The following is a 25,616-nucleotide window of genomic DNA, read 5'->3' on the forward strand; positions in this document are numbered from 1 at the left end:
AAAAATCCCTTAGCCGCAACGCGCAGCATTAATTAGATGGCGTGTCAGAGTATCTTTTGTGCTTAAAGCCTGCGCTTATAAGAAATAAGCCAACAGCGAAAAAATGACCACAAACTGAATAAAGCAAATGCTATGCCATACCAGTAATGGGTTGCGTATGATAAGCGGCTCAGGGTCGCTAATATAATTATGATTCTCAGGGTTAAAATCTTGCAAGAACTCACCAATCGCTTGATAGCGAGCTTGGGTATTAGCAAGCAGCGCACGCATTAGCGCTTGCTTGCTGGCAGCAGGTACACGGTACTGACGTAATAATTGAGTAGGTAGCGTTAAGGTATGATTTGCTTGATGTGAATGCATCAACGCTTGCGAGCTAAATGGAAGCTCACCTGTTAGCAGCTCATAACCAATCACCGCTATGGAAAATAAATCAGAATGCACACCTTTTGGTGCATCGGTGTAATATTCTGGTGCAGCGTAGTGCAAATCACCGTTCGGTGGTCGCGTACTGTCTTTAAGTATGGAAGAGCTGGCTGAACCAAAATCTATCAATTTGACCGCGCCTGATGTGGTCAATAGGATGTTTTCCGGCTTGATATCTTGATGCAATAGATAGTTTCGATGCATCATCCGAACTGCCATACCAATCTTAATGAGCAAATCATAGGTCTGCCACACATCACAAGGCGCATGACGATCTATAAAATCTCTTAGGCTTTCGCCTTCAATATATTCTGTGAGATGGTATAAGTATGCACTGCTGGCTGGTATGGGGTAATAGCGTAGCAACCCTGAAGCACTAAGCGCTGAGCTTGCGTCTAGATAGGGTTTTATACTGCTGATGCTTGTAAGGCTGCTGTCGCTATATAGGTTATTAGGATCTGCTTGATTATAGGCAGGCTCGCCCGCCCGTCTATGCTTAGATAAGCTCAAACCAATTTTACGCTCCTTTAAAAATTCGCGCAGATAATGACCATCGGTAATAGCACTAAGGCTTGGTGACTTTAGTGCAAATAGATGATGGTTTTCATCCTCTACTAGATATACTTCGCTACGAGCAGTACGAGCTATGATATGCTTGACAATAAAACCATCAATCCGTGCCCCAACTTCTAAGCCCGTTAATAACTGATACCGATGGATGTCGTGAGACATCGCATCATGCAGGCTAGCATTTTTATTATTACTATTGTTCTTAGTATGAGCGCTATCGGCTGTCTTTTGCTTATGGAGCGCTTGCGCATTCATACCGAGTATCACCATACTTAAATTGTCATGACTGCCCTCGTTAAACGCTTGCTCGCATATGCTTTGGCTGATGCTAAGACTATTCACTGCCCCGTCATTCGAGCTATTATCCGTCGTATCTATCGTCTGACTCGGCTGACACAGCGCCTTTACTGCTGAACATAGCTCAAACTGGAGCTCGGACGCTGCAATAGACTCATAGACGCCATCTGTCATCAGTGCTAAGCATTCATTTTGATGCAAGGTAAATACTGACTGCTGGAGCTCGACCATCGTATCCGCGCCAATAGCGGCAGATAGCGCGCCTTTATCTTGCCCATGGTGAATGCGGTGGTCTTTACTGAGTACTTTTATACTCTCTAAACCGACACGGTAAATACGCGAGTCGCCTGTATGAAACAGATGGATACGGTCGCCAATACACAGCAGGCCTGATAAGGTGGATAATAGTGGTGGCACGCGCTCATAGACTTGCGGGAAATAGAGGGCGTCATTGGCTTTATTGACCGCCTCACGAATCAAAATGGCAACTTGATTGTCATCAAAGTCTATGTTTGCTGATTGCGATTGGTTCTCTGCCAATACCATCTCTTCAATTGCTTTATTTTTAAGTGCCCCGTTTTTAAGTGCTAAGGTAAGATGGTGCGTGACAGTGTTGACCACCAATTGGCTGGCTTGTTTGGGAAACTGACAGGCACTGACACCATCAGCCATTAAAACCAATAAAGGCGCATGAGGACACTGAACACCGCCGTTGATGGTTGCTGTAAACTGTCCATACGGCAAGCAGGTTGTTATCAGCAAGCTGTCTTGATTTTCAGACTTACGCCCTTGCATGGTATGAAAATCAAGCAACCACAGTGCCTCATTCATTGGCATAATTAGCTCACTTTAATTTGGGCAAAGCTGCCATCAGGCATCTCTTCGATGATGACGCCTTCAGGTTCTTTTAAAAAGAACAGCGCAAAGAAGCCAATGACAGCAGTCGCGGCGATTACCATGAAGAATACTTGATAAGAAACCAGACTTAAGACAGTTAAATAAACAACCGAGCCAACATTACCATAAGCGCCGGTCATGCCAGCAAATTGTCCGGTCATGCTACGTTTGATCAGTGGAATGACTGCAAACACAGCACCTTCACCCGCTTGTACAAAGAAAGAGCAAAACATCGTGATGAATAATGCCAAGGCAATTGGCCATGTTGAATCCACGATACCCATTAATAAATAACCAACAGCCAAACCTGCAGTCAAAATCAGCAGCGTGATTTTGCGACCAAACTTATCGCTGAGCCAGCCGCCGCCCGGTCGCGACATCAAGTTCATAAACGCATAGCTAGATGCCAAAACCCCTGCCATCACAATTGATAGATTAAATGTCTCTTGATAGAAAAGCGGCAACATAGACACTACGGCAAGCTCTGAGCCAAAGGTCGCAAAGTATAAAATATTTAAGATACCGACTTGCTTAAAATCATATTGATGCGCTTTTGGCACAGGAGTCGTAAATACCTTTTTATTAAAGCGATAACTACTCACAAACTCATAAATATATAAAATAACCAATCCGATGTAGACGATATTGACACTTGCCTGACTGAGTAAGCTGACACTAGCGGGTGATAACTTCCATCCCAAAAGCGCTAACGCCAAATACATTGGCAGCTTAAACGCCATCATCAGCCAAAAGTCACCTGCTGAAGTCACCATCATGGCACCAGATTTTTTGGGCTTAAAATACGTCGCACCCTTAGGCGTATCACGCACCATCTTATAAAAAATCACACTATAGAGCATCATCACCACCCCGGAGGTGGCTGTCGCATAACGCCATCCTTCATCACCACCAAATATAGCAGCAGCAATAATAGCTACTGTTGGCAACAGCAGGGCCGCCGCAGCAGAACCAAAATTACCCCAACCGCCATAAATACCTTCAGCAGTACCCAACTCGCTTGCAGGGAACCAATCACTCATGAGACGAATGCCTACCACAAACCCTGCACCCACAAAGCCCAAGAAAAAACGGGACAATGCCAGCGTGTTGTAATCTTGCGCAAAGGCAAAGGTAAAACAGGGAATCGCTCCAATAGCCAAAATGGCGGTATAGACGAGGCGCGGACCAAAACGATCGGTCAACATGCCAATAATGACTCGCGCTGGAATCGTCAAGGCGACGTTTAGTATCAATAACGTTTTGACTTGGTCTTTGGTCAAACTCAAAGTCTCACCGATGGCAGATAAGAATGGTGCGTGGTTAAACCATACAAAAAAGGTCAGAAAAAAAGCCATCCATCCAAGATGGAGTATCTGGTTTTTACCAGTAAAAGAGAGAATATTGAGCTTATTTTTATTTGGTGCAGCAGGGCTCGGTGATGGCGATGACGACATAAGCGGTTTCCTTAAATAGTAAAATTCAGGGCTAACATGGAAAGCCGTAAGAACACGTTATGTTGAACGAACTGACCAGTTAGAGCATTTAAGGGGGTGCAATGGCTGTGCCAGCTGCCGCTATCAGCTTCGTTATACAGATAAAACCTCGGCTTTGATAAAAGCGTTCATGCTTTGCTATAGGTGACTTCCAAGCAGCTATTACAAGGTTATACATAATTTAATAGCCATATAGAAACGCTTATTTTATCGAGATGAATGAAAAACCCTGACTGCCATAAATACAATCAAATTGGTGCATGGTTTTATCTATTTTGGTGCATCCATTTTTTGTATCCTCACTTTTAATGAGAGAAGACTTTTTTATTTATCGTTGCTATTTATATCCTCACACATACCACGCCGCCTAGGAAATACACTGTCATCGTCAGGTTTTTCGTCTGTAGTGATGAGACTCTCGCTTAAAGATATGGCGCTATATAACGGTGCTTGGCACAGTTATTGAAGATGTAATTACTGTAAGCACTATTTAGACAAACCCATGACTAAGGATAATTACATGAGTAGCACTATAGTGAGTAAGGCAGGTAAAGCTAAGTTGGTGGTGATTGGTAACGGTATGGTTGGACATCATTTTATTGAGCGAGCCATAGAAAAAGGGTTACATGAGCAGTTTGATATTCATGTGTTTGCTGAAGAAGACCGTCCCGCTTACGATCGGGTATATTTATCGAGCTACTTTGAGCATAAAGATGTTAGTAAGCTCAACTTGGTTGATTTAAGCGCCTATGCATCTGCCCAGATTCAATTGCACCTGAACCAGCGTATTGTAGATATTGACACCAATAATCAATACATCATCACTGAAGCTGGCGAGCGGATTGAATATGGTGAGCTGGTGCTGGCGACAGGCTCATATCCATTTGTACCACCGATTCCAGGGCGTGAGCATGCACACTGTCATGTATATCGCACCATTGCTGATTTGGATGACATTCTTGCCATCGCGGAACAACCAAAAGTAAAAAGAGGCGTGGTTGTAGGTGGAGGGTTACTCGGGCTTGAAGCAGCAAAAGCACTGGTCACCTTAGGACTAGAGACTTATGTGGTAGAGTTTGCTCCGCAATTGATGGGCGTACAGCTTGATGCGGCTGGCGGCGATATTTTAAAACGAAAAATTGAGGCGCTTGGCGTCAAAGTATTGACTGGTAAGAATACCCAAGCCATTATTGATAATAGCGACGCGATACATAAAAACCTGAGCACCTTTAGTGAGAATCCGTGCCAGCTGACCATGCAATTCACCGATGATACCTCGCTTGACACCGATATGATCGTCTTTAGTGCAGGTATTCGTCCGCAAGATGGCATTATCAAAAACAATCCTGAGTGCGGTATTGAGATAGGTGCACGAGGTGGTATTTTAATTGACGAACAATGCCGCACCAATGCCGCGCATGTCTACGCTATTGGCGAATGCGCGGTGTGGGATAACAAGATATTTGGCTTAGTAGCACCAGGCTACAGCATGGCGAGTATTTGCGCGGCACAAATCACAGGAGATCAGTCGCAAACCTTTACGGGCGCTGATATGAGCACCAAGCTCAAACTGATGGGCGTGGATGTGGGTAGTATTGGCGACGCCCATGGCAACAGCGCGGACAGCTTGAGCTATTTGTACCAAAATCCTGCTGAGGGCATTTATAAGAAATTGGTCACAACGCCTGATAATAAACGCTTGCTTGGCGCGGTGTTGGTCGGTGATACCGAAGACTATAACAATCTATTACAGCTATATCTCAACAATATCGACTTGCCTGCCCATCCTGAAAGCCTGATTTTACCTAACGTTGAAAAACCAACGATGGGTATAGAAAATTTACCAGATAGTGCCACGATTTGCTCATGCTACAACGTCACCAAAGGGGCTATTTGCGCGGCGGTTGAGAACGGTGCGTACTCCATTGCAGAATTGAAATCTTGTACCAGTGCAGGTACAGGCTGTGGTGGCTGTGCGCCTATGGTGAAAGATACTTTAAGCTATCAGTTAACGACCCTTGGGTTTGAGGTCAATAATGATTTATGTGAGCACTTTGCCTATACCCGTCAAGAGCTCTATAGCTTGATTCGTGTTCATGGTATTAGAACCTTTGATGCTCTCTTGGATGAGCATGGTAACGGTCATGGCTGTGAGATTTGCAAACCTACGGTCGCCTCCATCTTGGCCTCATGCTGGAATGATTATGTGCTTAAGCCTGAACTGACACCGTTGCAAGACAGCAATGACTATTATCTAGGCAATATCCAAAAAGACGGCACCTATTCTGTCGTACCTCGTGTGCCGGGTGGTGAAATCACCGCTGATAAGCTGATCATCCTCGGACAAGTCGCCAAAGAATTTAATCTGTATACCAAAATCACAGGTGGTCAACGCGTGGATTTATTTGGCGCACGTCTAGACCAACTCCCTGATATCTGGACACAATTGGTGCAAGCTGGCTTTGAGACCGGTCACGCTTATGGTAAGTCACTGCGAACAGTTAAATCGTGTGTGGGTAATAACTGGTGTCGCTATGGTGTCGATGACAGTGTCGGCTTAGCCCTAAGATTAGAAGACCGCTATAAAGGGGTGCGTTCACCGCACAAGATAAAAATGGGCGTGTCCGGATGTACGCGTGAGTGTGCGGAGGCACAAAGCAAGGACTTTGGCATTATCGCCACCGAAAATGGTTGGAATTTATTTGTCTGTGGTAATGGCGGTATGACCCCGCGTCATGGCGAGCTGTTTGCCACCGATCTTGATAGCGACACGGTCATCAAATACATCGACCGTATTATCATGTTTTATATAAAAACAGCAGATAAACTCCAGCGTACCTCAAAATGGCGCGAGAGCTTAGATGGCGGATTGGAATATTTACAAGCCGTTATTATTGAAGACAGTTTAGGCATCGCTGATGAGCTAGAGGCGCAGATGCAACTGCTGATCGACAACTATGTATGTGAGTGGAAAGCCACCATCACCGATAGCGAAAAGCTCAAACGTTTCCGTCACTTCGTCAATAGTGAGCAAGGGGATGACAATGTGGTCTTTGTCACCGAGCGCGAGCAAATTCGCCCTGCGACCGATAGTGAAAAGGCTAAAATCTTAGTGACCGAGCTGGCTTAATCAACGTTTAACACTTTCCGATCATATACGAATAAGGATCACCCAATGAACCAGTATACCGTTTGTAAATTAGAAGACATACTCCCTGAGACTGGTGTTTGCGCACTGATAGAGGGTAAACAAGTGGCAATTTTTCGCACTAAGGATGCTAAGCTGTTTGCGCTTGATAACTATGACCCCTTTAGTCAAGCCAATGTAGTATCTAGAGGGTTAATTGGAGGCACTACCGTGACCAACGATGCTGGCATTGATGAAGCGGTACTGTATGTGGCCTCACCTATTTATAAGCAGAGATTTAACCTTGCCACCGGTCAATGCTTGGATGATACAAGTGTCACGCTTGCTACTTACCATGTTGAGCTTGATACCAGTCTTGAAGGTAATAATGTGGTGATAAAATATGATCAGTTAGAAGCGTCATCTACTACACTATTAGAAATGGAAGTTGTCTAAGGTGTTGGTTTTCTCTCACGTATTTTTTTAGCCAATTGCCAGCAGAATATTCTGAAATAGACAGGCGTTGAAATTAAGACCGTCTCAGATTATTTACCTGCTTTAGTCTCATCCCGATATAAGGTGCTCTTAGCTTCTGCTTTAAAATCTTGCGGGTTAATTTTTGGTTGAGTCGCAATGTCAGGCTTCTGGCTGGCCTGTTTTTCTGAGTCACGGAATAAGGTATTCTGCGCCTCTTGTCTAAAATCATGCTCACTAAGTGCTGTTTTAACTTTTATAGCATTTATAGTATTGATTTGCTCATTACCATTTTGCCTTTCATTTTTTGTCTCATCTCGTGGTGCAATGAAAGTAGGAATAGAATTAGGGTCGGTTACTAAGTCTGCATTCATTTGCTTAGCAACTGACGCGCTGTTAAATCCTAGTGGTACCTGAGAGTTTTTTGAGAGTAAGTAATTGAAGGCAAACACGGCAAATAAGAAGACAGCGCAAAAAATAGCCATAACACTGAGAAACTTGGCATGATTAAGCGAGCTACTCTTTCTAGGTTTCTTTGTAAATTTAGCCGTGTCAGCACAGCAGGGAGAGGTTGATTGGTGAGCTGTGACTGTTTCATTTTCGTTAGAATGAATGATATCTGAGGATTGATGGTTCTCGCTCTGCTTATGTAGCTTATGTAGCTTATGTAGCTTATGTACCATAGTCGCATCCGCTGCAGAATTTTCTAACGATTTTTGCATGGCTTGCTGCTGCATGTAGCGCTCATAGGGCCGACGCATACGCTTTCGACCCTCGATATTCAAGATAACATCATCACTGTTAAGGCTATTGCTAGGCAGCTTTGTAGCGATATCAGGATTTATGTCATTACTTGAGGGGCTCATAAGTCAGTACCGTATCCATATATATGATGAGCGGTATATATCCGCGTCTTTATATGATGATACGTAACCTATGACACGATGCAACGGTTTTTGGTATGAGCGCTAGGATTAGCGGATAAACGGTATAAAAGCACAGATTTAATGCCTTTTTAGCATATTAAACCTTCTTAATCGTTGGTCTCACGAAATAACGTACTTTGTGACTCTTCTCTAAAATCTTCGTATGTAATAGCTGGCTCAGATGCCGATTCATTTTCTGAATTATTGGTCGTGGCCGCTGTAGATTGACCATCGGCACCTTGTGTATTCTTGGCAGTGTTTTTATTATCAAGATCTTTATTGCCAGTGCTTGGTACACTGGTTTGAGCATCTATGGTCGACTGATTACCAGTATCAGGCGTATTACTTGCTGTAGCTACCTTATTGCCACTGCTGTCACTATTGCTTTTAGGCGTGCCAGCATTAATAGGTAGCGCCGGCTCAGTCGATGTGTTGGTTGATAAGAAGCCGGTAAAGATAAGGGTCAATACGACTGCTGCAATCAATAATGAGCCAACTATCATCCCGATGATAAGCGGTTTTTTGCTACTTGCCAGCTTCTTATCTTTTACTGGGATTAATTTAGTTGAGCTTTGTGTGGCTATATCGTCGATATCAAGGCTTTTAATATCAATGCTTTCATTTTTCTCATAGCTTTCAGAAATGCGATTTGCATCATCTAAAGGCGCTGCACTAGAAAACGAAGATGTCTCTCTGGCAGTAGTGTTATTAGCCTTGTTTGCATAGTCGTCATCTGCTTCAGTATTTGATGAGTCATTTATATCAGCTATGGCTGCACGACTTTTACCCAAACTCTCGTTTTCATCGGAAAAGTCTAAATTAACACCCGTGCTTGAGGCATTCGTTCCCTGTAGACTGCTCTGTTGTCGCAACTCATCTTGCTGGCTAGCAAATAACTCCAGCTCTGCGGCGCTCAAAGGCTCATATGATGACAGCTTATCGGCGTTTTTTAGCGGTTTTAATGGCGCAAGCCTGCCGTCGTTGACATTCGCTTGTTCGCGATTGGTATTATTATCGCTGCTGTCTACATTTTCGACACGCGTGATAAAGCGCTCATAAATATTGTCTTTACGAGAGCGTCTTCGTGGCTTAGCATTAGCAATCTTCGCTAAATTGGCCTCTAAATCCGCACTTTGGTTGCTTTTTTTATCGCTCATGAAGTGATACCAGAACAGTTAATGCCACGAAAAATAGAAAATTGCTAGAATGAGGGTAAATACAGCTTGTTTGCACGTTTTGTTGGTATGGCTAATTTACATCAATTGTTTGCTAAATTGTAACACTATCGTTACCACACAATATAGTGGGTCGCCTGCTCTCCTTCAAGTATAATTTTACGCTTGTTCCTCCTATTTATATAAAATAGCCACCATATCCGGTTAAATAAGCGTCATAGACAGATGGGCATCACAATATGGATTTAAAACAGCTCAATGCTTTTATTGCTATCGCGGACTTAAGAAGCTTTAGCGCCGCTGCCACCAAAACAGGGTTGTCACAGCCGACGCTTAGCCGGTTGCTCAAGCAGCTTGAGACCGATATGGGGGTGGAATTGGTTGACCGTTATCATAGACCACTACATCTGACAGAAGCGGGTGTCTTCTTTTACGATAAAATCAGCGCCATTCTGACAGAGATTGATACGGTTACTAGCATGACCCAACGCTTGTCGGCGCCAAGTACTGCCTTAAATATCGGCTTTGTACCATCGGTGCTGTACGGCTTATTACCCGAAGTCATCGCTAAGCTAAAACAGTCCAATCCTGATATTGAGGTCAATCTCAAGGACATCAGCTCCTATCAGCAAATCGAAGCCTTAAAAACCGGTGAGATTGATATAGGTTTTGGGCGCTTTGCCCATCAAGACCCGTGGATTCAGCAAATATTATTACGTCATGAGCGTTATATGGTGGCGCTTCCTAAAGCGCATGCGCTCGCTCATATTGATGAGCAACGTCTGATTGATTTGGCAAATAACCGTTTGATTTTATACCATCAAACCCACTTGCCTATATCAACGACCACCCAACCTATTAATACGCCTATTAACCATATCGCTGCTACTGATAAAAGCAGCAGCCGACATAAACAGTCATCTGACGAGCAGCCTTCTCTTGAACCGGTGACCGAACCCTTGCTACATCTGTTTGCCCAATATGGCATCTCGCCATTTATGACCACCACCGTCAGTGATTTACAAGTGGCGCTTGGCTTGGTTGCCGCGGGCGAAGGCATTACCTTGGTACCTGCCAGCTTAAAAACGGTGCGCACCGAGCAGATCGTCTATCGACGCCTGCTGCATGAAAACGCCACCTCTCCTATTTACCTGCATACCCTCAAAGACTTTGTCCATCCTAAAATCCCTGACCTGCTGAGCGCGATTTATCAGGTATATGAGCGCCGCGGTATCACTTATCGCAAGCAAAGCTTTACCTTACAGCGTTAAAGCGCATTAAAGCGCTCTAAATAGCGCCAAATGGCAGATATCGGCGGCGTATTGTGTTATAAAGAACCGGCAAAAAATACCTGCTCAAAACCCTTGATATTCATAACTTATTATGCTAACTATCGAGAATGGGCATGCAAACTATTAGTAATAATAATTAGAATAATCATTATCCTGTCTAGCAGCATTATGCTAAAGTCGAGACAAGACGAATCGTTTTATATTTAGCTGTTTGATAAATCGTTTCTCTCATGATCATTGGCAAGCTGACACAGGTAAGTGATAATTTGCCGTTTTAACCATTTCGAGGTATTCATGACCACACAACCACTCAACAACCCGAGCGCCACGGACGATGGCGCTACCGTGACCGCGCAGCAAGAAGGATTTAGCTGGCGGATTTTTGGACCCGGTATCTTAATGGCGACCGCTGCTATCGGTGGCTCGCATCTGATTTCGTCGACACAGGCTGGCGCACTTTATGGCTGGCAGCTGGCGATTATGATTATTTTAGCTAACGTGTTTAAGTATCCGTTTTTTCGCTTCGGTACTGATTATGTTTATGACACCGGCGAGAGTTTAATCGCAGGTTATGCCAAACGCTCAAAAGCCTATCTTTGGATTTACTTTCTCCTCTCTATCCTATCAGCGGTGATTAGTACCGGTGCGGTATCCTTGATTGCGGCAGTGATATTGGGCTTTATGCTACCCGCCTCTCTTGGTCTATCCACCATGAGCTTGGCTTTAATCATCGTTGCGGTCTCATGGTTCTTTTTAATTGCCGGTCATTATAAGCTGCTCGATGGCGTGACTAAGTGGATTATGATTGCCCTGACGTCAGCCACGGTAGCAGCGGTCGTGATTGCCGCGGGCAAGCCAACGGTTATGGCGGTGGATTTTGTTGCCGCCTCTCCTTGGAATCTTGCAACTTTAGGCTTCATTGTGGCACTGATGGGCTGGATGCCAGCGCCACTTGAGTTTGCTGCTATTACCTCGATGTGGACCTCAGCAAAAAGAAAAGCTGATAACACCACCCATCGCCAAGGCTTATTGGACTTTAACGTTGGCTATGCGGTTTCGGCTATTTTGGCGCTGTTTTTCTTAGCGTTAGGGGTGTTTGTCCAGTATGGTTCAGGTCAAGAGATTGAATTGGTTGGCGGCGCCTATATCAACCAGCTGATTAATATGTATACCGCAACCATTGGTGAATGGTCACGACTACTGGTCGCGTTCGTCGCCTTTATGTGTATGTTTGGTACTACCATTACTTGTGCTGATGGCTATGGCCGTGCCAATGCCGAATGCTGGCGTTTGATTAAAGGTCAAAGCGAGATTAATAAGAAACAAATCGCTTTTTGGACCACTTATGCGATTGGTGGCGGACTGGTGATTATCACCTTCTTTACCGGACAATTAGGCTCAATGCTGAAATTTGCCATGATATCGGCGTTTGTCTCTGCGCCTATCTTTGGTTGGCTCAACTACTCACTGGTACGCAGCCATCAAAAAATATCAGCCGGTATGAATGCCTTATCCATTGCAGGACTGATATTTTTAGCAGGTTTTGCGCTATTGTTCCTAGCCAACCTTGCAGGATTCCTTGGTTAATTCTGGTTAACTTTGATTAAAAGTACTTAGAAAGCCTTTTATCATAAAAGCCCTTTTAGCTTAGCTATCAGGGCTTTTTATTTATAAGTCCTCTCATTTATTATTTATTGCCAAAGGCATAAGTAGATTAAAAAACCAAGCTATTTGTAACTAAATGTAAATAATAGTATGGCGAAGATTTTTTAACTTTAGCAATATGAATAGTAATTTCAGTAAATCTCTAAAAATTGGATATAGCTATTCATTATATGAATGAATTTAACTATAGTACTAATTATATTAAATATTACTAATGAGTTGATATAAAACACCGCTTTGTAATCATGGATAATTGGGTATAATCAGGCACAACAATAACACCTTGCCTCATATTAATAAGATTATCCCTCCACGTAAGGACTACGACATGACTTTATCAGCCGGCGCTCGCTTTCGCAGTGCAATGAAACAAAAAAACGATAACAACCAACCGCTACAGATTGCTGGCGCGATTAACGCCTATACGGCGATGATGGCGACCCAAGTCGGTCATCAAGCGTTATACCTCTCTGGTGCTGGCGTGGCCAATGCCTCATTTGGTCTGCCGGACTTAGGTATGACCAGCCTTGATAATGTTTTAGAAGATGCGCGCCGTATCACCGATGCGGTTGATACGCCATTATTGGTCGATATCGACACCGGCTTTGGCGGCGCATTTAACATCGCCCAAACCATTAAGAAAATGGAAAAAGCAGGCGTTGCCGCCGTACATATCGAAGACCAAGTCGCACAAAAGCGTTGTGGTCATCGCCCAAATAAAGAAATCGTGAGTATCTCTGAGATGGTTGATCGCCTAAAAGCGGCGCTTGATGCAAAAACGGATAAAGACTTTGTGGTGATGGCTCGTACAGACGCCCTATCTGTTGAAGGGCTTGATGCAGCGGTTGAGCGCGCGGTTGCTTTCCAAGAAGCTGGTGCTGATATGATTTTTGCCGAAGCATTGACGGATATCGAGATGTACCGTAAGTTTACCGATGTACTCGATATTCCAGTCCTTGCCAATATGACTGAGTTTGGTCAAACCGACCTTTATACTACCGAACAGTTATATGCGGTTGGGGTTGATATGGTACTTTATCCATTGTCAGCGTTTCGTGCGATGAATAAAGCGGCATTAAACGTTTATCAGCATCTGCTTGATGATGGCACGCAAGAAAAAGTCGTCGATACCATGCAAACCCGTATGGAGCTTTATGACTTCTTAAACTATCATGAGTTTGAGCAAACGCTCGATAAGTTATTTGCCGATAGTAAATAAGTAAAGATAATCAAGAAACATACAAATAAACCATCAGTGAACATCTTAGCAATTTAGCAATATCGTTGATATTCAGTTTTATTGATGGCTATTTAATAATACCGAAACCCTTATTAACGCTTTCTCAAAAAAGCTACCTATAAAAGGAATTTAAGCATGGCAGCACAGAAAGAACTTTCAGGCGCAGGTCTACGTGGTCAGGTCGCTGGCAAGACTTCATTATCAACGGTTGGTAAATCAGGCTCAGGTCTGACTTATCGTGGTTATGATGTATCAGAGCTGGCTGACAAATGTATCTTTGAAGAAGTGGCCTACTTGCTTCTATACGGCAACTTGCCAACCCAAAGCGAGCTTGATGCGTATCAAACTAAATTGAAAGGTTTACGTGGCTTACCTCAAGCATTAAAAGATGTGCTTGAGCGTATTCCTGCGGACGCCCATCCGATGGATGTATTACGTACCGGTTGCTCGATGCTTGGTAACCTTGAGATGGAAACTGACTTCTCACAAGAGAACGATAAAACCGACCGTATGCTGGCGGTATTCCCATCAATCATCAATTACTGGTATCGCTTTACCCATGACAATGTGCGTATCGAAACCGAAACCGACGATGATACGATTGGCGGTCATTTCTTACATCTGCTTAAAGGTGAAAAACCAAACGAGCTGCATACCAAGGTAATGAATGTATCACTGATTCTTTATGCTGAGCATGAGTTTAACGCATCAACCTTTACTGCGCGTGTGTGTGCCTCTACCCTATCTGATATCCATTCTTGTATCACCGGCGCGATTGGCTCATTACGCGGTCATTTACATGGCGGCGCCAATGAAGCGGCGATGGATATGATTGAAGGCTTTACCTCTCCTGACCAAGCAGAGTCTGAGATGATGGCAATGCTGGCGCGTAAAGACAAAATCATGGGCTTTGGTCATGCTATTTATAGCGAATCAGACCCACGTAACGTCGTTATTAAAGGTTGGGCTGAGAAGCTAGCAGCCGATGTTGGTGATGAAGTGCTTTATCCTGTTTCAGTTCGCTGTGAAGAAGTCATGTGGCGCGAGAAAAAACTCTTCTGTAACGCTGACTTTTTCCATGCGTCTGCCTATCACTTTATGGGTATTCCAACCAAACTGTTCACGCCAATCTTTGTTTGCTCGCGTTTAACAGGCTGGGCCGCACACGTGTTTGAGCAACGTGCCAATAACCGTATCATTCGCCCAAGTGCGGAATATACCGGTGAAGAATTGCGTCCAGTACCAGAGATGAGTGCGCGTTAATTTTTCATGATATAGAAGGTTTGTAGGGTGTGCTGTCTTATTGGTGCGTAAGGCGCATCCTACAATTACTTCTCATGCGCTTAGCCATTTTCTAATGAATGCCCGTTTTTTTAGTAAAGCTGATTCTTTAGCGCTTAATCATCAACGCTAGATAATGCTTTGCTAAAAGAACCGCTCGTTTTATCAAAATTATCAAAAACTCTTTTACGAGTAGCCCTCATTGCAACATTGCAACCAGCCAACAGCTAAAGGTGACTTATGGACAACGCCCTTGTACAACCGATGAATGAACCCTTTAAAAAGCCATTACCTGGCACAGATTTATATTACTTTGATACCCGTGAAGCCATCGAAAACATCGAAGCTGGCGCGTATGACAAGCTACCGTTCTGCTCAAAAGTATTGTGTGAAAACTTGGTACGCCGCTGCCCACCAGAAGACTTAACCGCAGCGCTTAAGCAGCATATCGAAGGCAAGCAAGACCTAGATTTTCCGTGGTATCCTGCTCGCGTCGTTTGTCATGATATCCTAGGTCAGACTGCGTTTGTTGACTTGGCTGGTCTACGTGACGCCATCGCTGAGCAAGGCGGTGACCCATCAAAAGTGAATCCTATCGTACCAACGCAATTGATCGTTGACCATTCACTAGCTGTTGAGCATGCAGGTTTTGAAGAGAATGCCTTTGAAAAAAATCGTGCTATCGAAGAGCGCCGTAACGATGACCGTTTCCACTTTATTAACTGGTGTCAGTATGCCTTTGATAACGTCAACGTCGTACCGCCCGGTAACGGCATCATGCACCAAATCAACCTAGAAAAAATGTCACCGGTTGTACAAGTGGTACAAAATAAAGCTGGTGAACAAGTGGCGTTTGCCGATACTTTGGTTGGTACTGATAGCCATACCCCGATGGTTGATGCTTTAGGCGTTATCTCAATTGGGGTGGGCGGGCTTGAAGCGGAAAGCGTCATGCTAGGCAACCCGTCTTATATGCGCCTGCCAGATTACGTTGGTGTTAAGCTAACCGGCAAATTGCAAAAAGGCATTACTGGTACCGATTTGGTATTGGCGATGACTGAATTCTTACGTGATGCAGGCGTGGTATCTACTTATATCGAATTCTTCGGTGAAGGTGCACGCCAATTAAGCGTCGGTGACCGTGCTTCTATCTCAAACATGACCCCAGAATATGGCGCAACCGCAGCGATGTTCTATATCGATGAGCAAACCATCGATTATCTACGCCTAACCGGTCGTTCTGAGGCTCAAATTAAATTGGTTGAGCAATACGCTAAGCAAACCGGTCTATGGGCTGACGGCATGGAAAATGCGGTTTATGACCGTGTGCTTGAGTTTGATTTATCGGCTGTCGTCCGTAATATGGCAGGCCCTTCACGTCCGCATGCACGCGTATCAACCACAGACTTGGTTGCGAAAGGGATTGCTCATGGTGAAGGTGATAAATTACCTGAACCAAAAGATGGTCTAATGCCAGATGGCGCGGTGATTATCGCCGCGATTACCAGTTGTACCAATACGTCTAACCCGCGCAATATGGTTGCTGCTGGTCTTGTCGCCCGTAATGCGAATAAAAAAGGCTTATTGCGTAAGCCTTGGGTGAAATCGTCATTAGCACCTGGCTCAAAAACGGTAAAAATGTACCTAGAAGAAGCCGGTCTGATGCCTGAGCTACAAGAAATCGGCTTTGACGTGGTTGGCTTTGCTTGTACCACTTGTAACGGTATGAGTGGCGCGCTTGATCCTAAGATTGAGCAAGAAATCATCGAGCGTGACCTATTTACCACCGCGGTACTATCAGGCAACCGTAACTTTGATGGTCGTATCCACCCGTATGCCAAGCAAGCGTTTTTAGCGTCGCCACCACTGGTGATTGCTTATGCTATCGCCGGTAACATTCGCTTTGATATCGAAAAAGACTCGTTGGGCAAAGACCAAGACGGCAATGACGTGTATCTAAAAGACATCTGGTTCGATGATGACGAAGTTGATGCTATCGTTGCCAAAGCGGTGAAGCCTGAGCAATTTAACGCCGTTTATATCCCGATGTTTGATGAGGCCAAAAAAGACACTGGAAAAGCATTAAGCCCACTCTATAACTGGCGCGAGCAGACCACTTATATCCGCCGTCCGCCGTATTGGGAAGGCAAAATGGCAGCGATGAATAAGCTAAAAGGCATGCGTCCATTAGCGGTGCTTGGTGACAATATCACCACTGACCATTTATCACCGTCTAATGCGATTTTGGGTGACTCAGCCGCTGGCGAGTACCTTGATACCATGGGTCTGCCTGCGGAAGATTATAACTCTTACGCGACCCATCGCGGCGACCATTTAACCGCCCAGCGTGCAACCTTTGCTAATCCTAAGCTATTAAATGAGATGGTACGCAATGAGAACGGTGACGTTATCCAAGGTTCGCTTGCTAGAGTTGAACCAGAAGGTCAGGTCATGCGCATGTGGGAAGCGATTGAAACCTATATGAACCGCGAGCAGCCGCTTATCATCATCGCAGGCGACGGCTATGGTCAAGGCTCAAGCCGTGACTGGGCTGCCAAAGGTGTACGTCTGGCTGGCGTTGAAGTGGTGGTCGCTGAAGATTTCGAGCGTATCCATCGTCAGAACTTGGTTGGCATGGGTGCACTACCCGTCCAGTTTAAAGAAGGGATTAATCGTAATACTCTAAATATCGATGGCACCGAAGTGTTTGATATCGAAGGCGAAGTATCTGCTGGCGGCGAGATGACGCTAGTGATTCATCGTAAAAACGGCACCGTTGATAAAGCGCCCGTTATCTGTCGTTTAGATACCGCGGATGAGGTCAAAATGTATAACGCGGGCGGTATGCTACAACGTTTTGCCAAAGAGTTTATCGATGGCACGCTAGATATTGCGTAAGTGTCATGAGTGTTAAATAATTAAAGAGCCGATGTTGTATAAATTATACGGCATCGGTTTTTTAATCTTTGGATATGAAAAATAATGAGCCTAGTGCCATATAACAAGCATTAAAGTATTAATTTAACATCACGATAAAAGTTCTCATGTGGGCCAAACATTAACAAGGTAAGGACAAGCTGACCATCATCGATTTGATAAGCCAATAATGTTAACTGCTTTAGCATTTTAAACTTATAAATTCGTACTGATGATAAGTCACCTACCTTTTGCACACCTAGCCCAGGATTGTCAATGATGGCACGTACAGCATCATCTAAATCAGCTTTTTGATTATTGTGCAATTTTTTAACGGCTTTTTTAAAACTATGTGATTGAATAACACTTAAAGACTGAGTCATTATTTATCCAAAATAAACTATCCAAATTCGTAGGGTTCAACCATACCAGCATCAACTTCTGCTTGAGCAATCAAAAGCTGACGAACAAATTCGTAAGACAGATCAGGGTTGTCTTCCATAATTTGTCCAATGGTAGCCCAATGCTCTATTTGCTTTGGCGGGGTACGATGTTGTGCTTTAGATATCGCATAGGCTTTATCAACCAGCGCCTTGTTAAGACGTATGCTTGCAGTGGACATAAATTTCTCCATATTCAAAATATTAATCCTTGTGGCATTTTACCACAAAAATAGTGTATTAACGACTCTCATCCTCATAAACAGATATAAGGAATAAGAAATGACCCAATCAACTTCACAACATACACCTTTAAAAAACACACCAAAATTCGCCCCACAAGTCTCTGTCCCTGCCACCTATATGCGCGGTGGTACCTCAAAAGGTACCTTCTTTAAATTATCCGACTTACCGGAGCGCTGCCAAATTGCTGGCAAGGCGCGCGATAATTTCCTATTGCGGGTCATCGGTAGCCCTGATCCTTATGGTAAGCAAATTGACGGCTTGGGCAATGGTAGCTCTAGCACTTCTAAGACCGTCATCTTATCTGAGTCTGATAAGACAGACCACGATGTGAACTACTTGTTTGGACAGGTCAATATCGCCAAGCCTATGATTGATTGGGCGGGAAATTGCGGTAATTTAACCGCTGCGGTTGGCGCTTGTGCGATTAATATGGGCTTGATTGACGCGGCCAAAGTGAAAGCTAGTGTCAGTAATAATACGAGCAACGGCATTTGCGAAGTGCGTATTTGGCAAGAGAATATTAGTAAAACCATTATTGCTCATGTGCCTGTTTACTTAGATGAGCAAGGCAAAGTACAAGTGCAAGAAACCGGCGACTTTGAATTAGATGGCGTCACCTTCCCTGCTGCCGAAGTCAAAATCGAATTTATTGATCCGGTTGATTCCTCTAGTGATATGTTCCCGACCAACAATTTAATCGATGATTTTGATGTGTCTGGCTGTGGTCTAAATACCGATAGCGTCAAAGCCACCTTTATCAGTGCCGGTATCCCAACCATCTTTATGAAAGCAGAAGATTTAGGCTTTACCGGTACTGAGCTGCAAGGCGACATCAATAGTAATAGCGGAACCTTAGCTAAGTTAGAGGCAATCCGTGCCAAAGGCGGCGTTGCAATGGGCTTATTTAAAGACGTCTCTGAAGCACAAAGCAGTCAGCATATCCCAAAAATTGCTTGGGTTGCCCCTGCACAAAGTTATAGCGCCTCAAGTGGAAAAGCAGTTGAGGCAGCAGACATTGACTTAGTGGTACGCGCCATGAGTATGGGGCAATTGCATCATGCGATGATGGGTACGGCAGCGGTGGCGATTGCCGCAGCGGCAACCACACAAGGTACATTGGTCAATGAAGCAGCTGGTGGTAGCGAATTAGGTGAAGTGCGTTTTGGGCATCCATCAGGAACGCTTTTAGTTGGTGGTAAAACCGAGCAAGTTGATGGTCGCTGGCAAGCCAAAAAAGTCTCCATGAGCCGCTCTGCTCGCCGAATTATGGTTGGTGAAATTTTTGTGCCAGCGGATAGTTTTTAACCGCTAATTTTACTCTCACCGTATATCATTAACATCCCGCCTAAAGTGACTAAGGCTAAACCAGCAATTTTATAGATATCTATCGTTTTGACCTCTAAGCCAAACAACCCAGTCTGGCTTAGAATCAAGGCAAAATACATTTGTCCTAGAAAAACCCAGAGCAATGTATTACCTGCGCCTATCTTTGGCGCGGCAATAAACATAAACAAGATATAAAAGCTGCCCAAGAATCCTGGTAACCACATCCACCATGTCGCATTTTCAATTATTGGCGGTTTGATACCACCACTCATCATATAGGACAGCACTAAAGAAGCCAATGCACCTCCTAAGTATAAATAAAAGGTAGATTGGATTTGAGAGGCTTGCGTACTTTCTCGAAAAGCGTTGACAATAGCCAGCTGGAGCGGAACAATGGCACCTCCTAATAGGCTAATCAAGATATAAGGAAGTATTTTCAAACGGCGTTCACCAAAAGATAACAAAGAATATCTCCACATAATACCAAACTTAAATTTAATATTTAATATTTAATATTTAATGTAAATATAATTTAGTGAAATATCCAAATCAATGAGCTAAGTTTTTATGACAACCCGTCCCCAGTCACGCCGTGTTCCTTTAGATAATAAGCCTCCCACTAAGAAAGCAGAACGGGGGGCTTTGCTGTGGTCTATCCTAAAAAGGCTGGGAGAGTTTGCAAGGCCCTATCGCGGGCTTTTCATTTTAACCCTTATACTGACGGTGCTCGGGTCGTTTACCGCGCAGGTTAACGCCTTTGTCTTGCAATATACCATTGATACCTTAACCAATATTGTCGATTTGCCCGACCCATGGGTAGAAGGCATAAGACTACTCACGCTCATTAGTGTGATTTTATTGGTGAAAGAGATACTAAACGTCATCATCACCTTTGGTCAGCGCTACTTTGGTGAGCGTATCCGTATTAACTTATCGCGTGACCTGTCTCAAAAAGTGGTCGACCGTATTTTGTCTTACAAAATGGCGTTTTATACCAGTGATGAGAACGCTAGCGGTAAGCTGCAAACCCGTATTGATTTGGGTGTCAGCAGCCTCACGCAACTGGTGCAAAACTTCTTTATTGACATGCTGCCGCTGTTTGCCAGTGCCATCGTGTCATTAATCATTATGTTTAATGCCAATTTTTGGGTCGGTATGGTCGGTTTGGTTATCGTGCCGATTTACTTTTTTGTCAGTCAGCGCCAAGCCAATCGTTTGCAAGGATTCCGCAAACAAATGCGCCAATACCGTGAGACCAAAAGCGGCTTGGTGATTTCGATTATTGACTCTATCACCGTTATTAAGTCGTTTGTTCGTGAGCCGATTGAGTCCGATAAGCACTGGGAAATCCAAAAGGATATGACCGCCAATCAGCTACGTATTCGCAGTATCGCGTTTATGTATAACGCTGGCAAAACCTTTATCGAGCAAATCGGCGTGGTCGTCATTATTGTTTTGACCTCGTATTTTGTGCTCAATGGGCAGATGACCATTGGCGCGATTATGTTTCATATCTTACTATTTCAAAACGTCGCCGCCCCCATTCGCGAATTGCACCGTATCTATGATCAAATCAATAATGCACTCACTTATGCGGAAGGCTTCTTTGATATCTTGGACGATGACCAAGCGATTGAGAACGAAGGCAAAGTCAAATGTACCGATTTAAAAGGTCATATTGAGCTAAAAGATGTCAATTTTTCCTATCCGAATGGCAAACAGGCGCTGCATGATGTGAGTTTTAATATTTATCCCAATCGCATTACCGCTTTGGTCGGATTAAGCGGCGCAGGTAAAAGCACCATTATTAATTTATTGGTTAAATTCTATGACCCCAGTAGCGGCACTATTTGTCTCGATGGTCGCAATCTAGAAGACTACAGCACCCATAACTTGCGTGAACAAATCGGCTTGGTACTACAAAAAAACCATATTTTCTCAGGGACCATCGCTGACAACATTCGCTACGGGGCGATGGATGCCACCGATGAAGAAATTATTGACGCCGCCAAACAAGCCTCTATTCATGAGCAAATCCTTGGCATGCCTGAAGGTTATGAAAGTGAGGCTAAGCTGCTTTCTGGTGGTCAGCAGCAGCGTATTGCGCTGGCACGTATGTTTTTAAAAGACCCACCGATTGTATTTTTGGATGAACCAACCGCCAGCCTTGATGCCATCGCCACCCAGCAGATTAAGCACAGCTTGGATTTAATTAAAAAAGACCGTACGGTGATTATCGTCTCGCATAATATCTCGCAAATTATCGATGCTGATGATTTGGTGGTGATTGAAAATGGCCGTGTGATGGAGACTGGCACGCACGACGAGCTTTATGCCAATCACGGTAAATACTATGAGATATTCAATGCCATGTCTGATAGTTTGAATTTAGATAAAATCAGTCAAACCTTAAATAGTTAATGTAGGGCGAAATCGTTATAATGCTCAGTCTTTGATGCATTATTGCTATATTTAATTGCTATATTTAGAATGTTTAGAATTTATATTGTTACCCTATGAACGCCCTTTAAATCGTTAGAAGCTATTTGACTATGACCTGTGAATTTTCTATAAAAACCTTTGATGAGCTGACCACCGTTGATCTTTATCATATTTTAAAAGCCCGCTCACAAGTATTTGTGGTCGAGCAAAACTGCCCATATCAAGATATGGACGAGGTAGATTTTGATTGCTTACATCTGGTCGCCCATCAAAATGAAGCCTTGATTGGCTATTGCCGCATTATCCCGCCGCAATTTAATCATAAAAGATCCTCGGTTAACCCTTCAGGTCCCATACCTGCGATTGGCAGAGTTTTGGTGCTAGCAGAGCACCGAGGCAATGGCGTTGCCCGTCAAATAATGCTTGAGGCCATCAAGTACTGCCGTAAAAATTATGGTAAAAAAACCATCATCATCTCCGCCCAGACTTATTTGCTACACTTCTATGAGTCACTCGGCTTTATTGCTGAAGGTGAGCGCTATCTTGAAGACGGCCTTGAGCATGTCACCATGGCTTTGCCCGTCATTAAAAAAGTAAAAGTAAAAAAAGAACGCTCAGGGATGGTAAGTAGCATCCTCAGCTTTTTACTCTTGATACTGGCGCTTTTATTCATTGTCGGTTTGGTTTATCTCATGATTTGATAGCCGCGCGTCTTTTTACCTTTACCTTGAATAGATTCATCAAAACTTATTAAACGATAAAACAGTCTTACACGACTTCACTGTTGTTCGATATTGAGTATGTTATTTTTGATGGATGGCTGATTAACAAATGGTTTATTAATAGAAACTCTAACTAATAGACCGTTAAAGCGCATCGCTTAATGTTTAATCGCTCAAATATTTGACTCAAGGAAGGGGTAACGATTATGTCTAACACTCAAAATGCCACCGTAGAGAGCAATATTCGTCCAGAGTACGACGATGAAATTCAAAAAATTGCCGATTACGTGCTCAATTACTCTATCGATAATGACTCGCCTAATAGCGCTGATGCTTGGAATACCGCCCGCTACTGCCTGATGGATACGCTAGGCTGCGGACTACTGGCATTACGCTTTCCTGAATGTACCAAGCATCTAGGACCCGATTGCGCCGACCAAATAACCCCTAACGGCGCGCGCGTCCCCGGTACTTCCCATCGACTCGACCCTATCAAAGCCGCTTTTGATATCGGCTGTATGGTGCGCTGGCTTGATTATAACGATACATGGCTTGCTGCTGAATGGGGACATCCTTCGGACAACTTAGGCGGAATTTTGGCAGTGGCGGACTATATCAGTCAGCAGAATGTCAGCCAAAATAAAGCACCGCTCACCATGCACGACGTTTTAGAAGCAATGATAATGGCGCATGAGATTCAAGGCGTGCTTGCCTTAGACAATTCATTTAACCGTGTGGGGCTTGACCATGTGTTCCTAGTCAAACTCGCCTCGACAGCAGTGGTTGCTAAACTATATGACTTACCACGCGAGCGCATCATGGCAGCCATCTCGCAAGCGATTGTCGATGGTCAAGCATTACGTACCTATCGCCATGCGCCAAATGCTGGTAGCCGTAAATCATGGGCAGCAGGCGACGCCACCAGTCGTGCGGTACGCTTAGTCGATATCACCCGCCGCGGCGAGATGGGAATCCCTGGTGCGTTAACCGCGCCGCAATGGGGCTTTTATGATGTGTTGTTTAGCCATACCAATAAAGACTTGGCACTCAAACCCGAAAGTGAGCGCCGCTTTACCTTCCAGCGTGAGTTTGGCAGCTATGTGATGGAAAACATCTTATTTAAGATAAGCTTCCCTGCTGAGTTCCACGCCCAGACCGCTTGTGAAGCAGCAGTCATTCTGCATCCGCGTATCGACGATAGGATTGATGACATTGAAAAAATCGTCCTAACTACCCATGATTCAGCCATTCGAATCATTTCTAAAGAAGGCACGCTTGATAATCCTGCCGATCGTGATCATTGTCTGCAATATATGGTCGCCGTGCCTTTATTAACGGGCGACTTGATGGCAGAAAACTACGAAGACGACTATCATGAACAGCATCATATTTTGATTGATGAGTTGCGTCGTAAGATGGTTGTCGTAGAGGATACCGATTATTCAAAGGATTATCATGACCCAAGCAAACGCTCGATTGCCAATGCCATTCAAATATTCTTTAAAGATGGCAGTAGTACTGATAAAGTCGCTGTGGAATACCCGATTGGCCATAAACGTCGCCGCGCTGAAGGCATCCCTGTATTAGAAGCAAAGTTCCGAGCAAGTTTGGCAACGCGTTTTATTGACAGTCGCTGTGCGGATATTTTCGCTCTATGTGATGACCAACAACGCTTGGAGCAAACCCCTGTTAATGAGTTTATGGATTTATTTGTCGCTAATTAATTTTAAAGCGCATAAATAATTCAGCGCCTTTTGGTTTTGATGAGTCCTGCTTTTATCAATCCTTTACCAAGGTATGGACTCACCTGCCCAATCGACAAAACTGCCAGATTGGGCAGCGCTCATACTATCAAGCACTTCCAATAAATGCTCGGCGCTATAGGCTGGCGAGAACAGCTTTTCGTCAGCCACATTGCCCTGAAAAGGTGAAGATAACTGGGTATCAACCGTACCTGGCTGCATGACGACCACGCAGACATCCTTTAGCGACCGACTCCATTCAATGCTCAAATTCTTCATACCCATATTTAGTGCCGCTTTACTCATACGGTAGCTATACCAACCACCCAACTGATTGTCAGTGATACTGCCAACACGGGCCGATATGGTCGCAAAAATGGCAGGCTGGTCAGCGTCACGTTCAGCTTTTGCGAGTAATGGCTTGATATGCTTGGCAATCAGCAAGCTTGCTAAAGCGTTAATCTGCATACTCTGCAAAAAGAAGTCCGTCTCCAGTTGTCGTAGTGCTTTTTCTGGCGGATTGTGTGCTGTATGTAATAAGCCGACGCAGTTAATCACCCAGTCGATATGGGGAGTTTGCTGCTTAATATCAGTAATGGCTTGTTCGATACTATCCTCATCGCTCACATCTATCGATATCCAATACAAATTATCTGCCGCAAAGTCAGGCTGACTTGTGTGATAAGTGGCGTATACCCTTGTATTTCCTATATTTCCATCACTTTGTTCATTTTGTTCATTAGCAATCCGTTGTAATAGCTCTTTCACAATCGCTTGACCAATACCACCGGTGCCGCCAATAATTAAATAATTCTTATTATTCACAAGGTCTTCCTTATTGCTCTCTGTATTATTATCTATTACTCACCTGCATTCATTTTGGCGCATTTACTTTACATTTACTATGATAAAACGCTAAGAA

At 44.1% G+C, this 25,616-nt stretch carries 19 protein-coding genes; 11 read left to right on the top strand and 8 right to left on the bottom strand.

Annotation, left to right across the window (positions count from 1 at the left end):
* Positions 1–75: 75 nt before the first annotated feature.
* Both ACP7AA_RS04575 and ACP7AA_RS04580 read right to left on the bottom strand, forming a co-directional pair.
* Positions 76–2,127: a bifunctional protein-serine/threonine kinase/phosphatase gene (locus tag ACP7AA_RS04575; protein WP_201618453.1), complete on the bottom strand. Its 2,052-nt coding sequence runs from the start codon at positions 2,125–2,127 to the stop codon at positions 76–78.
* A 2-nt stretch (positions 2,128–2,129) separates the two neighbouring features.
* The gene (locus tag ACP7AA_RS04580; protein ID WP_201618454.1) at positions 2,130–3,641 is read right to left on the bottom strand and encodes a NarK family nitrate/nitrite MFS transporter; all 1,512 of its coding nucleotides are present in this window, start codon (positions 3,639–3,641) and stop codon (positions 2,130–2,132) included.
* A gap of 559 nt (positions 3,642–4,200) precedes the next feature.
* On the opposite strand from ACP7AA_RS04580, the gene nirB reads away from it, so the two are divergent.
* Positions 4,201–6,810 carry a nitrite reductase large subunit NirB gene (gene nirB, locus ACP7AA_RS04585; RefSeq protein ID WP_201618455.1) on the top strand — a complete coding sequence of 870 codons (2,610 nt, stop codon included), beginning with the start codon at positions 4,201–4,203 and terminating at the stop codon, positions 6,808–6,810.
* A gap of 45 nt (positions 6,811–6,855) precedes the next feature.
* Complete coding sequence (nirD, locus tag ACP7AA_RS04590; protein WP_201618456.1) at positions 6,856–7,263, top strand: nitrite reductase small subunit NirD; 408 nt, start codon at positions 6,856–6,858, stop codon at positions 7,261–7,263.
* Between the two features lie 89 nt (positions 7,264–7,352).
* Here the strand turns inward: nirD and ACP7AA_RS04595 are convergent, their stop codons facing one another.
* The gene (locus ACP7AA_RS04595; RefSeq protein WP_426222788.1) at positions 7,353–8,018 is read right to left on the bottom strand and encodes a hypothetical protein; all 666 of its coding nucleotides are present in this window, start codon (positions 8,016–8,018) and stop codon (positions 7,353–7,355) included.
* A gap of 296 nt (positions 8,019–8,314) precedes the next feature.
* Positions 8,315–9,364, bottom strand: coding sequence for a hypothetical protein (locus ACP7AA_RS04600; RefSeq protein WP_426222789.1), 1,050 nt, complete (start codon positions 9,362–9,364; stop codon positions 8,315–8,317).
* Between the two features lie 257 nt (positions 9,365–9,621).
* Here ACP7AA_RS04600 and ACP7AA_RS04605 point away from each other — a divergent pair, with 257 nt between their 5' ends.
* The 5 genes from ACP7AA_RS04605 to acnD all read left to right on the top strand — a co-directional run bounded on the left by ACP7AA_RS04605 (position 9,622) and on the right by acnD (position 17,758).
* Positions 9,622–10,653, top strand: a complete 1,032-nt coding sequence (locus tag ACP7AA_RS04605; RefSeq protein ID WP_201618459.1) for a LysR family transcriptional regulator — start codon at positions 9,622–9,624, stop codon at positions 10,651–10,653.
* Positions 10,654–10,968: 315 nt separating this feature from the next.
* A complete protein-coding gene (locus ACP7AA_RS04610) occupies positions 10,969–12,261 on the top strand; it encodes an NRAMP family divalent metal transporter (RefSeq protein WP_193031177.1) in 1,293 nt (430 codons plus the stop codon).
* A 406-nt stretch (positions 12,262–12,667) separates the two neighbouring features.
* Positions 12,668–13,558: a methylisocitrate lyase gene (gene prpB / locus ACP7AA_RS04615; protein WP_201541503.1), complete on the top strand. Its 891-nt coding sequence runs from the start codon at positions 12,668–12,670 to the stop codon at positions 13,556–13,558.
* 156 nt (positions 13,559–13,714) lie between these two features.
* A complete protein-coding gene (gene prpC / locus ACP7AA_RS04620; protein WP_193031173.1) occupies positions 13,715–14,842 on the top strand; it encodes a bifunctional 2-methylcitrate synthase/citrate synthase in 1,128 nt (375 codons plus the stop codon).
* A gap of 282 nt (positions 14,843–15,124) precedes the next feature.
* Positions 15,125–17,758 (top strand): Fe/S-dependent 2-methylisocitrate dehydratase AcnD, encoded by a 2,634-nt coding sequence (gene acnD / locus ACP7AA_RS04625; protein ID WP_201618678.1) that lies wholly within the window; start codon positions 15,125–15,127, stop codon positions 17,756–17,758.
* Positions 17,759–17,868: 110 nt separating this feature from the next.
* Here acnD and ACP7AA_RS04630 read toward each other — a convergent pair whose 3' ends face one another.
* The gene (locus ACP7AA_RS04630; RefSeq protein ID WP_201618460.1) at positions 17,869–18,159 is read right to left on the bottom strand and encodes a type II toxin-antitoxin system RelE/ParE family toxin; all 291 of its coding nucleotides are present in this window, start codon (positions 18,157–18,159) and stop codon (positions 17,869–17,871) included.
* A gap of 17 nt (positions 18,160–18,176) precedes the next feature.
* Positions 18,177–18,398 (bottom strand): TA system antitoxin ParD family protein, encoded by a 222-nt coding sequence (locus ACP7AA_RS04635; protein ID WP_068404729.1) that lies wholly within the window; start codon positions 18,396–18,398, stop codon positions 18,177–18,179.
* Between the two features lie 100 nt (positions 18,399–18,498).
* Between ACP7AA_RS04635 and prpF the strand changes: the two genes are divergently transcribed.
* Positions 18,499–19,767, top strand: a complete 1,269-nt coding sequence (gene prpF, locus ACP7AA_RS04640; protein ID WP_201618461.1) for a 2-methylaconitate cis-trans isomerase PrpF — start codon at positions 18,499–18,501, stop codon at positions 19,765–19,767.
* On the opposite strand, the gene ACP7AA_RS04645 is transcribed toward prpF, so the two are convergent.
* Positions 19,764–20,228 carry a DMT family transporter gene (locus ACP7AA_RS04645; protein WP_201564197.1) on the bottom strand — a complete coding sequence of 155 codons (465 nt, stop codon included), beginning with the start codon at positions 20,226–20,228 and terminating at the stop codon, positions 19,764–19,766. The genes prpF and ACP7AA_RS04645 overlap by 4 nt on opposite strands.
* 127 nt (positions 20,229–20,355) lie before the next feature.
* Here ACP7AA_RS04645 and ACP7AA_RS04650 point away from each other — a divergent pair, with 127 nt between their 5' ends.
* The 3 genes from ACP7AA_RS04650 to ACP7AA_RS04660 all read left to right on the top strand — a co-directional run bounded on the left by ACP7AA_RS04650 (position 20,356) and on the right by ACP7AA_RS04660 (position 24,676).
* Positions 20,356–22,209 carry an ABC transporter ATP-binding protein gene (locus ACP7AA_RS04650; RefSeq protein WP_227670324.1) on the top strand — a complete coding sequence of 618 codons (1,854 nt, stop codon included), beginning with the start codon at positions 20,356–20,358 and terminating at the stop codon, positions 22,207–22,209.
* 131 nt (positions 22,210–22,340) lie between these two features.
* Complete coding sequence (locus tag ACP7AA_RS04655; RefSeq protein ID WP_201618462.1) at positions 22,341–22,931, top strand: GNAT family N-acetyltransferase; 591 nt, start codon at positions 22,341–22,343, stop codon at positions 22,929–22,931.
* 227 nt (positions 22,932–23,158) lie between these two features.
* Positions 23,159–24,676, top strand: a complete 1,518-nt coding sequence (locus ACP7AA_RS04660; protein ID WP_201618463.1) for a bifunctional 2-methylcitrate dehydratase/aconitate hydratase — start codon at positions 23,159–23,161, stop codon at positions 24,674–24,676.
* 63 nt (positions 24,677–24,739) lie between these two features.
* On the opposite strand, the gene ACP7AA_RS04665 is transcribed toward ACP7AA_RS04660, so the two are convergent.
* A complete protein-coding gene (locus ACP7AA_RS04665; RefSeq protein ID WP_201618464.1) occupies positions 24,740–25,519 on the bottom strand; it encodes an SDR family oxidoreductase in 780 nt (259 codons plus the stop codon).
* Positions 25,520–25,616 lie beyond the last annotated feature (97 nt).

Source organism: Psychrobacter sp. DWR1-2-3 (assembly GCF_049896465.1).
GTDB classification, from domain to species: Bacteria; Pseudomonadota; Gammaproteobacteria; order Pseudomonadales; family Moraxellaceae; genus Psychrobacter; species Psychrobacter maritimus.